This window comes from Ancylobacter sp. 3268, assembly GCF_031456575.1.
Taxonomy (GTDB): Bacteria; Pseudomonadota; Alphaproteobacteria; order Rhizobiales; family Xanthobacteraceae; genus Ancylobacter.
This window is the reverse complement of record NZ_JAVDUX010000012.1, coordinates 12,563-26,076: the sequence shown is the minus strand read 5'-3', so window position 1 is coordinate 26,076 and position 13,514 is coordinate 12,563. Positions and strand designations below refer to the sequence as shown.

Sequence of the window (13,514 nt, the reverse complement as noted above, 5' to 3'; positions counted from 1 at the left end):
GCGCGGCCGATCAGCCGCGCGGGCGGGTGCGGATCTGGAAGCTGTCGAAGGTGTATTCCGCCACCTGCCACCACAGATATTCCTCGTTGCGGAACGCCTGCATGGCATCGATCGCCTTCTTGAAGTCGGCGTTCTTGGCGGAGATCTCGCCCCACAATTGGTTGGTGGCCTTGAGCGAGGCTTCCATCACCTCCATCGGATAGGGGCGCAGCTGGGTGCCGTTCGCCACCAGCCGCTTGATGGCCGGCGGGTTCTGCACGTCGTAGCGCGCGTTCATGATGGTGTTGGCATAGGTGCAGCCGGCGATCAGCGCCGCCTGGTAGTTCTTCGGCAGCTCGTTGAACTTGGCGAGGTTGGCGAAGGCGTGGATGGTCGGGCCGCCTTCCCACCAGCCGGGATAGTAATAGAACTTCGCCACCTTGTAGAAGCCGAGCTTCTCGTCGTCATAGGGGCCGATCCACTCGGCGCCGTCGATGGTGCCCTTTTCCAGCGCCGGATAGATGTCGCCGCCGGCGATCTGCTGCGGCACCACGCCGAGCTTGGCCATCACCTGCCCGGCGATGCCGCCGATGCGCATCTTCAGGCCGTTCATGTCGGCGACGGTCTTGATCTCCTTGGCGAACCAGCCGCCCATCTGGGCGCCGGTGTTGCCGCAGGGCAGGCCGTAGACGTTGTACTTCTTGTAGAACTCGTTGAAGAGCTCGTTGCCGCCATTCTGGAACAGCCAGGCGTTCTGCATGCGGGCGTTGAGGCCGAACGGCACCGAGGCCGCCACCGCGAAGGTCGGATCCTTGCCGACGAAATAATACGACACGGTGTGGCACATCTCGACGGTGTTGTTCTGCACCGCGTCGAGCACCTGCAGGCCGGGCACCAGCTCGCCGGCGGCGAACACCTGGATCTGGAACTTGCCGTCGGTCAGCTCGGAGACCATCTTCGACATCACTTCCGCGCCGCCATAGATGGTGTCGAGCGACTTCGGGAAGCTGGACGCCAGGCGCCATTTGATTTCCGGCGCCGACTGGGCGATGGCGGGGGCGGCAAGGGCGGCTGTTGCCGCGACGCCGGAACCGGCGGCGGCCAAAAACTGACGGCGCTTCATGCAGTGTCTCCTACTGGGGCTTCCTCACGGCGCGGTAGGCGCATTTGCGCGGCTCCGCACTCGAATTGCTTGTTTTCACTACTGGTACGCCACGGCTTGCCCCAGCGCAACGGCATCGCGCTTTCACCTTTTGTCGAAGGTTTTGCCGTTGGCGGCCGATCGGCACCGGACCGCATGGCAAACGGCCTTTGTTCCTGATATGTTCCTACTCGCCCCACCTCGGATCACCCATTTCCCCAGGACGCCGCCATGCCCAGCCTCGCCGCCGCCTTCCGCGCCCTCCACCATGGCCCCGGCGCTTTCATCCTGCCCAATCCATGGGATGTCGGCAGCGCCCGCATCCTCGCCGCGCTGGCTTTCCGGCACTGGCCACCACCAGCGCCGGCATGGCGTTTTCGCGCGGCGTGGCGGACGGGCGGACCAGCCGCGACGACGTGCTCGCCCATTGCGCCCTGATCGTCGGCGCGACGCCGCTGCCGGTCTCGGCGGATCTGGAGAACGGCTTCGGCGATGCCCCCGAGACGGTGGCCGAAACCATCCGCCTCGCCGCCGCCACCGGCCTCGCCGGCGGCTCGATCGAGGACCACACCAACCGGCCGGCGACGCCGATCTACGACATCGTCCTCGCCACCGAGCGCATCGCCGCCGCCGTCGAGGCCCGCGACGCGCTCGGCACCGGCTTCGTGCTCACCGCCCGCGCCGAGAACTTCCTGTGGGAACGGCCGGATCTCGACGACACCATCGCCCGCCTGCGGGCCTTCGAGGCCGCCGGCGCCGACGTGCTCTACGCCCCCGGCCTGCCGGATCTGGCGGCGGTGCGCGCGGTGTGCGCGGCGGTGTCGAAGCAGGTGAATGTCGTCATCGGCATCGGCGCCGCGCGGTTCACCGTGGCCGAGCTGGCGGAAGCCGGCGTGCGGCGCATCAGCATCGGCTCCTCGCTCGCCCGGCTCGCCTATGGCAGCCTCGCCCGCGCCGCGCGGGAGATGCGGGAGACCGGACGGTTCGACATCACCGCCGGGGCAATGGGCTTCGCCGAGCTGGAGGGGCTTTTCGCAGCCGCGGACCGACTGGGCCCGCCGTGACCGCAGCCGGCGACGGATCGTGCGGCTCGCCGACCCGGGCCGCCTCCGGGCAAGCCGCAACGCGCGCCCGCCGCGCCCCTGAGGAGCCGCGCGCCCCTCACGAGCCGCGCGGATCGTGAGCTGCGACGGCGCGCCCGCGCCTCAGCTCTCCACCACGATGCGCGGCGCCGGTCGGGCGGTGGCGCGACCGCCCGCCAGCGTGGTCCGCACCGCCGCGGCGATGTCGCGATAGATCTGCGCCTCCGGGCTTTCCGGCTGGGTGGCGACGATCGGACGGCCGGCATCGGAGGTCTCGCGGATCGCCATCTGCAGCGGCACTTCGCCGAGGAACGGCACGCCGAGCCGCTGCGCCTCGTGCCGCGCCCCGCCATGGCCGAAAACATCCGAGCGGGTGCCGCAATGCGGGCACAGGAAGTAGCTCATGTTCTCGACCACGCCGAGCACCGGCACGTTCACCTTCTGGAACATGGCGATGCCGCGCCGCGCGTCGATCAGCGCGAGGTCCTGCGGGGTGGAGACGATCACCGCGCCGGCCAGCGGCACCTGCTGCGCCATGGTCAGCTGCGCGTCGCCGGTGCCGGGCGGCATGTCGACGACGAGAATGTCGAGCGGCGCCCAGTTCACTTCCTTCAGCATCTGGCTGATGGCGGACATCACCATCGGCCCGCGCCAGATCATCGGCGTCTCCTCTTCGACCAGGAAGCCGATCGACATCACCTTCAGGCCCCAGGACGACATCGGCTGCAGCATGCGGCCCTCGACATCCGGCTTGCCCTTCAGCCCCATCAGGCGCGGCACCGAGGGGCCGTAGATGTCGGCATCCAGCAGGCCGACCTTGAGGCCGAGCGAGGAGAGCCCCAGCGCCAGATTGGCGGCAAGCGTCGATTTGCCGACGCCGCCCTTGCCGGACGCCACCGCGATGATGGCGCCGACGCCCGGCAGGCCGCGCGATTCCTTCTGCGGGTCGGCCGGCGGCTGCGGCGCATGCGTGTGCCCGGCATGGGAATGACCAGCATGGGAATGGCCGGCATGCGAATGCCCGCCCTGCCCCGAGACGCGCACCGGCGTCGTCGACGACCCGCCGGTCGGCGCGGGAGCCGCGCCGGCCTTGCGCTCGGCGGTCAGCGCCACCAGAGCCGACGTCACGCCGGGCGTCGCCCGCACGGTGCGCTCCACTGCGGCGCGCACCGGCTCCCAGGCCTGCGCCTCGCGGGCGTCGACGGTGATCGAGAGATACACCTTGCCGTCGGAGACCAGCACATCCGAGAGCACCCCCGCCTCGGTGACAGGGCGCCCGTCCGGCGCGGAAACCTGCGCCAGCCGTGCCTTCACCTCGTCCGCGCTCACCGCCATGTCGATACTCCCGGCCTTCTTGGAAACAGTTCAGACCGTGAGACACCAGCGCGCCGCCAGCGTCAACCCGTCCGCCGGCATGGGGCGATCACGAGCGCTTATGGCCGTGGGCGGAGCTGGCGGGACTTCATGCCGCTGCCTGTCTCGGATCGACACCGTCCGAGCCGCGCCTCGCGAAGGCCGGCGCCTCCATCATCGCCGGGGCCTATCGCGAATAAGAGCGTGGTCGCCGTCTTCGCCGACCCGATGAAGGCGTATCCGATCCGCATCGCCGCCGACGCGCTCGGCGAAAGCCTGCCCGCGCGACCTCTACCTCTCGCCCGACCACGCCTCATCCTCGACGACCCGCTGGTGCAGGCCGGCGCGCTGGTGAACGGCACGACGATTACCCGCCGCGCCCCGCAATCGGAACGCTTCACCTGGCTCCACATCGAGCTGGAGGACCATGCGCTGATCCTCGTCGGGGGGTGCCGGCGGAAACCTTCGTCGACAACGTCACCCGCCGCCGCTTCGACAATCATGCCGAGTTCGAGGCGCTGTACGGCACCGAGCTTGCGGCGATCCCCGAGCCCGACCTGCCGCGGGTGAAATCCACCCGCCAGCTCCCGCCAGCTCCCGCCGGCGCTGCGCGCCCGGCTGGAGCGCCGCGCCGCGACGCTGGGCATCGCCGCCGCCCGCGTCGCCTGAGCGCCAGCCCCGCCCCGCGAGACGGCACAGGTCCGTGCTCCATCTCGCGGGGCGCTTCGTTCCGCAATGCACGATTCACGGTCAATGACGAACATTGACCAACAATGCATCAGTCCCCGTTGCGCAAGCCCCTGGAAAAATGCCAGCATCGGCGCGGCCGGAACAAAAAAATACCGGCCAGGGCAATCTTCCAAAGGGGAACAGCATGACCCTCGTCACCCGTTTCGCGGCGGCCGCCATCATGGTCGTGGCTGCCGTCGGCGGCGCCTCCGCCAAGGAATGGAAAACCGTCCGCATCGGCACCGAAGGCGCCTATCCGCCCTTCAACTATGTCGAGAACAACGAGCTCAAGGGCTTCGATATCGACATCGCCAAGGCGCTGTGCGCGAAAATGAAGGTGGAATGCACTTTCGTCGCCCAGGATTGGGACGGTATCATCCCGGCGCTGCTTGCCGGCAAGTACGACGCCATCGCCGCGTCGATGTCGATCACCGACGAGCGCAAGAAGCAGATCGACTTCTCGAAGAAGTACTACAAGACCCCCGCCACCTTCGCGGTACAGAAGGATTCGAAGATCACCGACACCTCGCCGGCCGCGCTCAAGGGCAAGGTGCTCGGCGCCCAGGGATCGACCATCCACTCCAACTATCTCGAGGACGTCTACGCCAAGGCCGGCGCCGAGGTGAAGCTGTACGGCAAGCAGGACGAGGCCAATCTCGATCTCGCCAATGGCCGCCTCGATGCCATCCTCGCCGACAAGGTGGTGCTGCTGGAATGGCTGGATTCCAAGGATGGCGCCTGCTGCAAGTTCACCGGCGCCGAATACACCGACCCGAAATATTTCGGCGAGGGCGTCGGCGTCGGCATCCGCAAGGACGACGCGGATCTGGTCGCGATGTTCAACAAGGCGATCGACGAGATCCTCGCCGACGGCACCTACAAGACCATCAACGCCAAATATTTCCCCTTCAGCGTCTACTGACCGCAGCGTCTACCGACCACCGGCGGGCGTCGTTCCGGGCCGAGGCTCCCGGCATCGGCGCCCGTCACTTGCCGCCCGTCCGGACATGCTGGCCAAGGTTCAACCACCTGCGCAGCCATACCATGCTCCCTCCTGCCGATTCCGGCGCTTCCGGGACAGGTGCCCTCGCCTGGCCGGCGGCAGCCGGGCACCGGCAAGGCGACACCACCGGCCCGCTAGCGGAGCGCTGATCCCGGGATGGAATTCCTCACCCTGCTTTCCTTCGGACCGGGCGGCTGGGGCGACGAGATCGCCCGCGGTGCCCTGCTCACCATCGAGCTGGCGCTGTCCACCCTGCCCTTCGGCCTCGCGCTCGGGCTGCTCGTCGCCCTCGGCAAGGATGCGCCCTCGCCGATCGCCCGGACCGCGGCCAATGTGTTCACCACCGTGTTCCGTGGCCTGCCGGAACTGCTGACTCTGTTCATCGTCTATTATGGTGGACAGATGCTGCTCACCCGCCTCGCCGGCTATGTCTCGCCCGGCGCCACGGTGGAAGTGAACCAGTTCCTTGCCGGGGTGCTGGCGCTCGGCCTGGTGCTCGCCGCCTTTTCGTCGGAGGTGTTCTATGCCGCGCTGAAGGCGGTGCCGCGCGGGCAGAAGGAAGCCGCCTTTGCCCTCGGCCTGCCGAAATGGCAGGCGTTCCGCTTCGTGGTGTTCCCGCAGCTGTGGCGCGTCGCGCTGCCCGGCCTGTCCAACAACTGGATGGTGCTGATGAAGGACACCTCGCTGGTCTCGGTCATCGCCATCAACGATCTGATGCGGCAGACCGCGATCGCGGTGGGCGTCACCAAGCAGCCCTTCTTCTTCTATCTGGTGGCGTGCCTCATCTATCTCGGCTTCTCCATCCTCTCCAGTCTGGTGCTGACCCGCGCCGAAGCCCGCGCCAGCCGCGGCCTCAAGCGGGCGGGAGCGAAATGATGCTGGACGCGCTGCTCACGCCCATCGGCCAGGGTTTTCTCGCGCTGATGGGCTTCGTCGGCCTCAATGCCGATCTGATGGACCGCTATGGCCTGCGCTTCCTGCAGGGCGTGGGGGTGACGCTTGAACTGGTCGGGCTGTCGATGGTGTTCGGCGCGCTGCTGGCGCTGCCGCTCGCCATCGCCCGCGTCAGCGGCGGCAAGATCACCTCCCGCCTCGCCTTCGGCTATTCGTATTTCTTCCGCGGCACGCCGCTGCTGGCCCAGACCTTCCTGGTCTATTACGGCGCCGGCCAGTTCCGCGAGTTCTTCACCGATATCGGCCTGTGGTGGTTCTTCCGCGACGCCTTCAACTGCGCGGTGTTCACCTTCACCCTCAACACCGCCGCCTATCAGGCGGAGATCCTGCGCGGCGGCATCGAGAGCCTGCCGGTCGGCCAGAGCGAAGGCGGCAAGTCGCTCGGCCTGTCGCCTTACAAGGTCTACCGCACCATCATCCTGCCGCAGGCCTACGCCATCGGGCTGCGGCCGCTCGGCAACGAGGTGGTGCTGATGATCAAGTCGAGCGCCATCGCCTCGGTGGTCACGGTCTACGACCTGATGGGCGTCACCCGCCTCGCCTTTTCGCGCTCCTACGACATGGAGGTCTATCTGTGGGCGGCGGTGCTGTACCTGCTGATGGTCGAGATCGTGCGCCGGGTGTGGGACGTACTGGAGCGCCGGCTCAACCGCCACGTCGCCCTCTCGCACTGAGGCGCCTCAGCGCACCAGCCGCGCCACCTCGGCCCGCAGCACCGGAACCAGCTCGGCCTCGAACCACGGATGGCGCTTCAGCCAGCCGGTGTTGCGCCAGGAAGGGTGCGGCAGCGGCAGCAGGTGCGGGCCCTCGCGGGCGTCCCAGATCTCACGCCAGCGCGACACCCGCTCGGTGAGGCTCAGCGCCGCGTAGGGGGCCAGTCCCAGCCGCTTCAGGTGATAGGCCTGCGAGGCGCTGCCCACCGCGACGACGAGGTCGAACGCCGCCCGCGCCGCGAACAGCTTGTCGTGCCACAGCGCCGCGCATTCCCGGCGCGGCGGCAGGTCGCCGCCCTTGGCGTCTTGGCCGGGAAAGCAGAAGCCCATGGCGGCGATGGCGACGCGGGCCTCGTCATAAAAGGTTGCGCGGTCGAGCCCGAGCCAGTCGCGCAGCCGGTCGCCGGAGGCGTCGTCGAAGGAGCGGCCGGAGGCATGCACCTTGGTCCCCGGCGCCTGCGAGGCGATGAGCAGCCGCGCCGACGGCCCGACATGCAGTACCGGGCGCGGCGCGTGCGGCAGCGGTTTTCCGCGCGGATGCTCGATACAGGCGCGGCAGGCGCGGATCTCGGCAAGCAGCGCATCGAGGGGGGAAGGCGAAGCGTCCATGCGCCCTACATGGCCCCTGCCGGGCTTGGTGTCACCGCTGCCGGGCGCGAAAATCCGCCGGCAGCTCGAACGGACCGGACCAGATGCCCCGCCCGGCGGCCCGCGCCGCCGCCTCCTCGCTGCGATAGGCGTAGGAGGTCGCCACCGCCCAGCCCTCGCGGACCATCCGCGCGCCGAGATCGCGCCCACCCGCCGTGCAGATCGAGACCGCGCGGCCATAGCGGTCGTCATCGACGGGCCGACAAGTCACGCCACTCGTCACGCCGTCCTTGCCGGCGGCCGCCACCGCCTGCTGCAATGCCTGCCTCGCCCGTTCGCCGCAGGGCCAGGGGGCCTCCGGCGCGCCGCAGCTCTGGTGCAGCTCAGGCGCGTCGATGCCCTCGAGCCGCACCCGCTCGCCGCCGATCTCGAAGCTGTCGCCATCGGCCACCCGTACCGCGCCGTCGAGCAGCGGCACGATGCGCTCGGCTATCAGGGCGAGCGCGATCATCGCCAGCGCGACGAGCACCGCCACCCAGGTCGAGCGGCGCCAGCGCCGGGGCGGCACCCGTCCGCCACCGGGCAGGCGCCGCGAAAATCCGCCGCCCGGACGCAGCGGGGCGCGCCAGCGGCCGCCGGGAGCGCGCATCCGGCTCAGGCGTCCGCCACGCCGGCTTCCGCAAAGGTCGCCATGCCGGCATGGCAGGCAATGGCCGCCTTGATCACGCCGATGGACAGCGCCGCGCCCGAGCCCTCGCCGAGCCGCATGCCGAGATCGAGCAGCGGCTTCAGGCCGAGCCGCTCCAGCACCCGTCCATGCGCCGGCTCGGCCGAGACATGGCCGGCGAAGCAATGGTCGAGCGCCCTCGGGTCGAGCGCGTGCAGCACCGCGGCGGCGGCGGTCACCACATAGCCGTCGAGCACCACCGGCACGCGCTGCATGCGGGCGGCGAGGATGGCGCCGGCCATGGCGGCAAGCTCGCGTCCGCCGAGCCGGCGCAGCACTTCCAGCGGATCGTCGAGATGGCCGGCGCAGCGCGCCACCGCCGCCTCCACCGCGGCGAGCTTGGCGGCCAGCACCGCGCCGGTGGCGCCGGTGCCGGGCCCGACCCACTCGGCGGCGGTGCCGCCATAGAGACCGAGATAGAGCGCGGCGGCCACTGTGGTGTTGCCGATGCCCATCTCGCCGAGGCACAGCAGGTCCGGCTCGCCGGCCAGTGCCTCCATGCCGAAGGCCATGGTGGCGGCGCATTCGGCCTCGGTCAGCGCGTCCTCTTCCACGATATCGCGGGTCGGGATGTCCAGCGCGAGGTCGAACACCCTGAGCCCGGCGCCGAACACGCCGCAGATCTGGTTCACCGCCGCCTTGCCGTCGGTGAAGGTGGCGACCATCTGCTTGGTCACCTCGGCGGGATAGGGCGAGACACCGCGCTTGGCGACGCCGTGGGTGCCGGCGAACACCGCCACGGTCGGCCGGTCGATGCGCGGGATCTCGCGCCCCTGCCAGCCGGCGATCTTGATCGCGATCTCCTCCAGCCGTCCGAGCGCGCCCGGCGGCTTGACCAGTTGCCCCTGCCGCGCCCGCGCCGCCGCTTCCGCCTCGGCATCCGCCGCCGGCAGCGAGAAGAACAGGTTGCGGATGTCGTCGAAGGGAAGCCCGGTGGCGGTGCGCTGCATGGAGGTCTCGCTGGCGGTCGACGTGGCAGGATGGGCTGGCAGAATCGGCTGGGGTAGCGGCAGATGTTCTCGAAGCGGGGCGAGCCGGGCGGCTCATGCGAGGCGCGGGGTAGCCCCTCGCCGCGCGGGTGGCAACCGATAAATCGGCGTGGCTCCCCTGCGTGCCGCCCGGCCGGCGGGCGGCATCAATCGTCGCCGTCCTCCACCACCACGCCCAGGCCGGCCATGTCGCGCCAGTAGTCGGGATAGGTCTTGGCGACGCAGCCGGGATCGAGAATGGTCACGCCGGGCACGCGCAGGCCCGCCAGCGCCATGCTCATCGCGATGCGGTGATCGGAATAGGTCTCGATGCGGGCCGGGCCGAACCGCTCCGGCGCGGCGGGCGTCACCACCAGGTCGTCGCCCTCCTCCACCGCCAGCCCCGGCGACAGGCGCGAGAGCTCGGTGGCCATGGCGGCGACCCGGTCGCATTCCTTCACCCGCAGATTGGCGATGCCGGTGAAGCGCACCGGCGTCGCGTTGAAGGCGGCCAGCACGGCGAGCGTCGGCACGGCGTCCTGCATCTGCGAGCCGTCGATCACCGGCGGCAGGTTGGGAAACCGGCGGATCACCGCATAGGCGGCGGCGTCGGGCTGGGTGAAGGCCTCCGGCGCGGTGCCGATGTCGATGGCACCGCCGGTCAGCACCTCGGCCGCCCACAGATAGGTCGCCGCCGAGGCGTCCGGCTCGACATGCAGGTCGGTGGCCCGGTAGGCGCCGGGCTGCACCACCCAGGTCGCGAGGTCCCTCTGCTCCACCTGCGCGCCGAAGCGGCGCATGGCGGCGCAGGTGAGGTCGATATAGCCGCGCGCGCCGATGGCATCGCCCTTGAGTGCCACCTCCACCGGCCGGCGCCCGCCCGGCGCCAGCATCAGCAGCGCCGAGACATATTGGCTGGATAGGCCGGCATCGATGGTCACCCGTTCGCCGTCGAAGCCGCCAGTGCCGTGAATGGTGACGGGCGGGCAGCCGGTCGGCGCCTCCGCGGCCACGCCGAGGCTGCGCAGCGCGGCGACCAGCGGCCCTATCGGCCGCTTCTGCATATGCGCATCGCCGGTCACGACGACGGTGCCCTCGACCAGCGCGGCGGCGGCGGTTAGGAAGCGCGTGGCGGTGCCGGCATTGCCGAGGAACAGCGGCGCCGCCGGAGCCTGTAGCCGGCCGGTGCCGGTGACGACGAAGGAGGTGGCATCCGGCTCCTCGATGACGACGCCCATCGCCCGCAGCGCCTCGACCATGCGCCGCGTGTCGTCGCTCTTCAGCGCCCCGGTCAACCGGCTGGTGCCCTGCGCCAGGGCGGCGAGCAGCAACGCCCGGTTGGTGATGGATTTGGAACCCGGCGGCGCCACACGCCCCTTGAGCGGGTGGTCGGGGGGAACGATGGTGACGAAGTCCGTCATCTCGGAACGATCCACTGCGGTGTGAGGCGGAGCCGGTTGCCCGCGGTCATAAGAAGCCCGGACGATCTTGGCAATCCAGCCCGCCGGTCCGCCCGCTAGCGGAATGCGGCATATGGAGAGCGAGGCCGCTCGGCGCCACGGCCCTCTCCGCCCGTTTGGTATCGTTGGGAAAGCGAATCCGCGCAGAACTCCCGCCCTCGATGGTGCTGAAGCTCTTACGCTGGAGCGATGCGAGGACATCGCCCCTCCTCGTCCTCCCCACACGCCAAACAGCCCCCTTTCGACGGCGCCGGCCCGTAGCCTCCCTGCTCACGCGGTCCGGGGATGAACGCCGATCTCACCCCCGGCCGCCAAGCGCGTCGGCATCGCGCGATCCACGGACAGGCGCCGGAGGAAACGTGCAGGGCTTTTCTTCCGCCGCCGCCTCGCGCACATCTGATCGGCCGGCAATCCGGCGTGCCACCGCCGGGAGTCCGATGCCGAGTTTTTCCCCCGCCTTCGTCGACGATCTCGATCGCCTGTTCCTCTGGCGGCGGGACGTCCGGCATTTCGAGCCGCGGCCGCTGCCGGAGGGGCTTCTCGATCTCCTGCTTCGCCAGGCCTGCCAGGCGCCGAGCGTCGGCCTCAGCCAGCCCTGGCGCTTCGTGCGCGTTGCCTCGCCGCAGCGGCGGGCCGCTATCCGCGCCATCTTCACGGGCTGCAATGCCGCGGCGCTGGCGGCCCAGCCGGAGGCACGCGCCGGCCTTTATGCCCGGCTCAAGCTCGCCGGGCTCGACGACGCGCCCGAGCAGGTCGCCGTCTTCGTCGATAGCCAGACCCGGACCGGCCACGGCCTCGGCCGCGCCACCATGCCGGAGACGCTCGGCTATTCCGCCGTGCTGGCGGTGCACACGCTGTGGCTGGCGGCGACCGCGCGCGGTCTCGGCCTCGGCTGGGTGTCGATCCTCGACGCGCCGGCGGTGGCGGCGGCACTCGACGTGCCCGGGCACTGGCGGCTCACCGCCTATCTGTGCATAGGCTATCCGCGCGCGCCTTCCGATGTGCCGGAGCTGGAGCGCGCCGGCTGGGAGCATCGCCTGCCGCCCGGCGACGTCCTGCTGGAGCGCTGAGCGAACCCCGATCCCATGGCCTTTCGACCGACCGCACTCATATACCTTCCGGCCGCGCTGCGCTTCCTCACCCGGCTGCCGGTGCCGCGCTTCGCCTGGGAGCCGGAGGACGGCCCGCCCGATCTCGACCGGCTCGGCCCGGCCTTCCCGCTCGCCGGCGCTCTGGTCGGCGTGATCGGCGTCATCGTACACCTCACTGCCCTCACCATCCTGCCCCCCTTCCCCGCCGCGACGCTGGCGGTCGGCGCGCTCGTGCTCGCCACCGGGGCGCTGCACGAGGACGGCTTCGCCGACACCGCCGACGGGCTGGGGGGAATGGATCGTGCCCGCCGGCTCGCCATCATGCGCGACAGCCGGCTCGGCACTTTCGGCGCGGTGGCGCTGCTGCTGGCGACGCTGCTGCGCATCGGCGCGCTGGAGGGGCTCGCCGCTCTTTCCTGGGCCGGTGCCGGCGGCGCCCTCGTCGCCGCCTCGGCCCTCGCCCGCTTGGCGGCACTGGGGCTGATCGGTGCCTTGCCCTCCGCGCGGCCGGAAGGGCTAGCCGGCCGCGCCGGCCGCCCCGCAGTCGCCACACTGTGGAAGGCGGGGATCGCCACACTGGTGATCTGCACCGTTTCCGTTATGCTGGCAATGGGTTGGATGGGGTTTCTCGCGGGTCTTCTCATCGCCATAGTGGCGTGGATCGGCGTTGTCCGCCTTGCGTCGGCCAAATTTGGCGGGCAAACGGGGGACGTCGCCGGTGCGGCGGCATTGACCGTCGAGATTGCGTTCCTTCTGGGGGCGCTTATCTTCGCGCGGTCGATCGGATGAACCGCCCGATTCCTATGTCCAACCTCGTTTCTACCCCCTGTGTCGGAGTGTGCGCACTCGATGCCGCTGGTCGCCATTGCGTCGGCTGCGGGCGCACGCTCGAGGAGATCGGCGCCTGGCCCAGCCTCGACGAAACCGCGCGACGCGCGATCATGAACCGCCTCGCCCGCCAGAGCCGCCGCGGGAACCGCCACGAGTCCGGGCGATGAATGCCGACCGCTTCATGTGGGTGGTGGTGTTCGGCCTGGCCGCCGGCATCGGCCTGATCGTGTGGAACGCCGAAGCCGGCGGCATCGCCGGCCTCACCACCAACCAGCTCACCCGCCTCGTCGCCCTGTCGGCGGTGGCGCTGATGGTCGGAGCCGGCGCAGTGGCGGCTTTCGCCGGCCGCCTCGGCGATGCGCTGCGCGCCGCCGCCCTGTGGCTGGTCATCTTCGCCGTGCTGGGCGTCGGCTACACCTATCGCTTTGAAATCCATGGCGTCGCCTACCGCGTGCTCGCCGAGCTCGCCCCCGGCTATGCGGTGCCGATCGGCCATGATGCCAGCCCGGCGATCGAGGTTGCCCGCGCCCGCGACGGCGATTTCAACATCCGTGTCGAGATCAACGGCAACCGCATCCCGATGCTGGTCGACACCGGCGCCTCCAGCGTCGTGCTGACGCCGGAAGACGCGGTGGCCGCCGGCCTGCCGATGGAGCTGCTGCGCTACGACATTCCCATCGATACCGCCAATGGTCGCGGCCGCGCCGCCGCCGTGGTGCTGGACCGGGTGTCGATCGCCGGCAGCATCGAAGAGCGGCAGGTACCGGCGCTGATCGCCAGCCCCGGCACGCTCAAGCACAGCCTGCTCGGCATGACCTTCCTCTCCCGGCTCGACAGCTTCGAGATCCGCGGCGAGAAACTGGTGATGCGGGCCAAGGCGCTGGATCGCTGAGGA

Annotated in this window: 14 protein-coding genes and 1 pseudogene; 9 read left to right on the top strand and 6 right to left on the bottom strand. The window is 70.1% G+C overall.

Features of this window, described 5'->3' with window-relative positions:
• Window positions 1-10: 10 nt before the first annotated feature.
• The gene (locus tag J2X65_RS17080) at window positions 11-1,102 is read right to left on the bottom strand and encodes a TRAP transporter substrate-binding protein (protein ID WP_310203199.1); all 1,092 of its coding nucleotides are present in this window, start codon (window positions 1,100-1,102) and stop codon (window positions 11-13) included.
• A 249-nt stretch (window positions 1,103-1,351) separates the two neighbouring features.
• Here J2X65_RS17080 and J2X65_RS17075 point away from each other — a divergent pair.
• A pseudogene (locus tag J2X65_RS17075) lies at window positions 1,352-2,184 on the top strand (oxaloacetate decarboxylase).
• A gap of 141 nt (window positions 2,185-2,325) precedes the next feature.
• Here J2X65_RS17075 and J2X65_RS17070 read toward each other — a convergent pair.
• Complete coding sequence (locus J2X65_RS17070; protein ID WP_310203197.1) at window positions 2,326-3,537, bottom strand: Mrp/NBP35 family ATP-binding protein; 1,212 nt, start codon at window positions 3,535-3,537, stop codon at window positions 2,326-2,328.
• Between the two features lie 222 nt (window positions 3,538-3,759).
• On the opposite strand from J2X65_RS17070, the gene J2X65_RS17065 reads away from it, so the two are divergent.
• The 4 genes from J2X65_RS17065 to J2X65_RS17050 all read left to right on the top strand — a co-directional run bounded on the left by J2X65_RS17065 (window position 3,760) and on the right by J2X65_RS17050 (window position 6,915).
• The gene (locus tag J2X65_RS17065) at window positions 3,760-4,125 is read left to right on the top strand and encodes a Hint domain-containing protein (protein WP_310203195.1); all 366 of its coding nucleotides are present in this window, start codon (window positions 3,760-3,762) and stop codon (window positions 4,123-4,125) included.
• Between the two features lie 304 nt (window positions 4,126-4,429).
• Window positions 4,430-5,206: an ABC transporter substrate-binding protein gene (locus J2X65_RS17060; RefSeq protein WP_310203193.1), complete on the top strand. Its 777-nt coding sequence runs from the start codon at window positions 4,430-4,432 to the stop codon at window positions 5,204-5,206.
• 237 nt (window positions 5,207-5,443) lie between these two features.
• The gene (locus J2X65_RS17055; RefSeq protein ID WP_310203191.1) at window positions 5,444-6,163 is read left to right on the top strand and encodes an ABC transporter permease; all 720 of its coding nucleotides are present in this window, start codon (window positions 5,444-5,446) and stop codon (window positions 6,161-6,163) included.
• Window positions 6,163-6,915 (top strand): ABC transporter permease, encoded by a 753-nt coding sequence (locus J2X65_RS17050; RefSeq protein WP_404977743.1) that lies wholly within the window; start codon window positions 6,163-6,165, stop codon window positions 6,913-6,915. The genes J2X65_RS17055 and J2X65_RS17050 overlap by 1 nt, the downstream gene beginning before the upstream one ends.
• Before the next feature lie 6 nt (window positions 6,916-6,921).
• Here J2X65_RS17050 and J2X65_RS17045 read toward each other — a convergent pair whose 3' ends face one another.
• The 4 genes from J2X65_RS17045 to aroA all read right to left on the bottom strand — a co-directional run bounded on the left by J2X65_RS17045 (window position 6,922) and on the right by aroA (window position 10,658).
• Window positions 6,922-7,563 carry a uracil-DNA glycosylase family protein gene (locus J2X65_RS17045; protein ID WP_310203189.1) on the bottom strand — a complete coding sequence of 214 codons (642 nt, stop codon included), beginning with the start codon at window positions 7,561-7,563 and terminating at the stop codon, window positions 6,922-6,924.
• Window positions 7,564-7,594: 31 nt separating this feature from the next.
• Window positions 7,595-8,191: a thermonuclease family protein gene (locus J2X65_RS17040; protein WP_310203188.1), complete on the bottom strand. Its 597-nt coding sequence runs from the start codon at window positions 8,189-8,191 to the stop codon at window positions 7,595-7,597.
• 5 nt (window positions 8,192-8,196) lie between these two features.
• Window positions 8,197-9,219 (bottom strand): nicotinate-nucleotide--dimethylbenzimidazole phosphoribosyltransferase, encoded by a 1,023-nt coding sequence (gene cobT / locus J2X65_RS17035; RefSeq protein ID WP_310203186.1) that lies wholly within the window; start codon window positions 9,217-9,219, stop codon window positions 8,197-8,199.
• 185 nt (window positions 9,220-9,404) lie between these two features.
• Window positions 9,405-10,658: a 3-phosphoshikimate 1-carboxyvinyltransferase gene (gene aroA / locus J2X65_RS17030; protein WP_310203184.1), complete on the bottom strand. Its 1,254-nt coding sequence runs from the start codon at window positions 10,656-10,658 to the stop codon at window positions 9,405-9,407.
• Window positions 10,659-11,134: 476 nt separating this feature from the next.
• On the opposite strand from aroA, the gene bluB reads away from it, so the two are divergent.
• From bluB to J2X65_RS17010, 4 genes are read left to right on the top strand one after another with little or no spacing between them, the layout of a single operon-like run.
• Complete coding sequence (gene bluB / locus J2X65_RS17025) at window positions 11,135-11,767, top strand: 5,6-dimethylbenzimidazole synthase (protein WP_310203182.1); 633 nt, start codon at window positions 11,135-11,137, stop codon at window positions 11,765-11,767.
• 15 nt (window positions 11,768-11,782) lie between these two features.
• A complete protein-coding gene (cobS, locus tag J2X65_RS17020) occupies window positions 11,783-12,577 on the top strand; it encodes an adenosylcobinamide-GDP ribazoletransferase (RefSeq protein WP_310203181.1) in 795 nt (264 codons plus the stop codon).
• Complete coding sequence (locus J2X65_RS17015) at window positions 12,574-12,786, top strand: DUF1289 domain-containing protein (RefSeq protein WP_310203179.1); 213 nt, start codon at window positions 12,574-12,576, stop codon at window positions 12,784-12,786. Before cobS ends, J2X65_RS17015 begins: the two co-directional genes overlap by 4 nt.
• On the top strand, window positions 12,783-13,511 hold the full coding sequence (locus J2X65_RS17010) for a TIGR02281 family clan AA aspartic protease (RefSeq protein WP_310203177.1): 729 nt from the start codon (window positions 12,783-12,785) through the stop codon (window positions 13,509-13,511). Before J2X65_RS17015 ends, J2X65_RS17010 begins: the two co-directional genes overlap by 4 nt.
• Window positions 13,512-13,514: the final 3 nt, after the last annotated feature.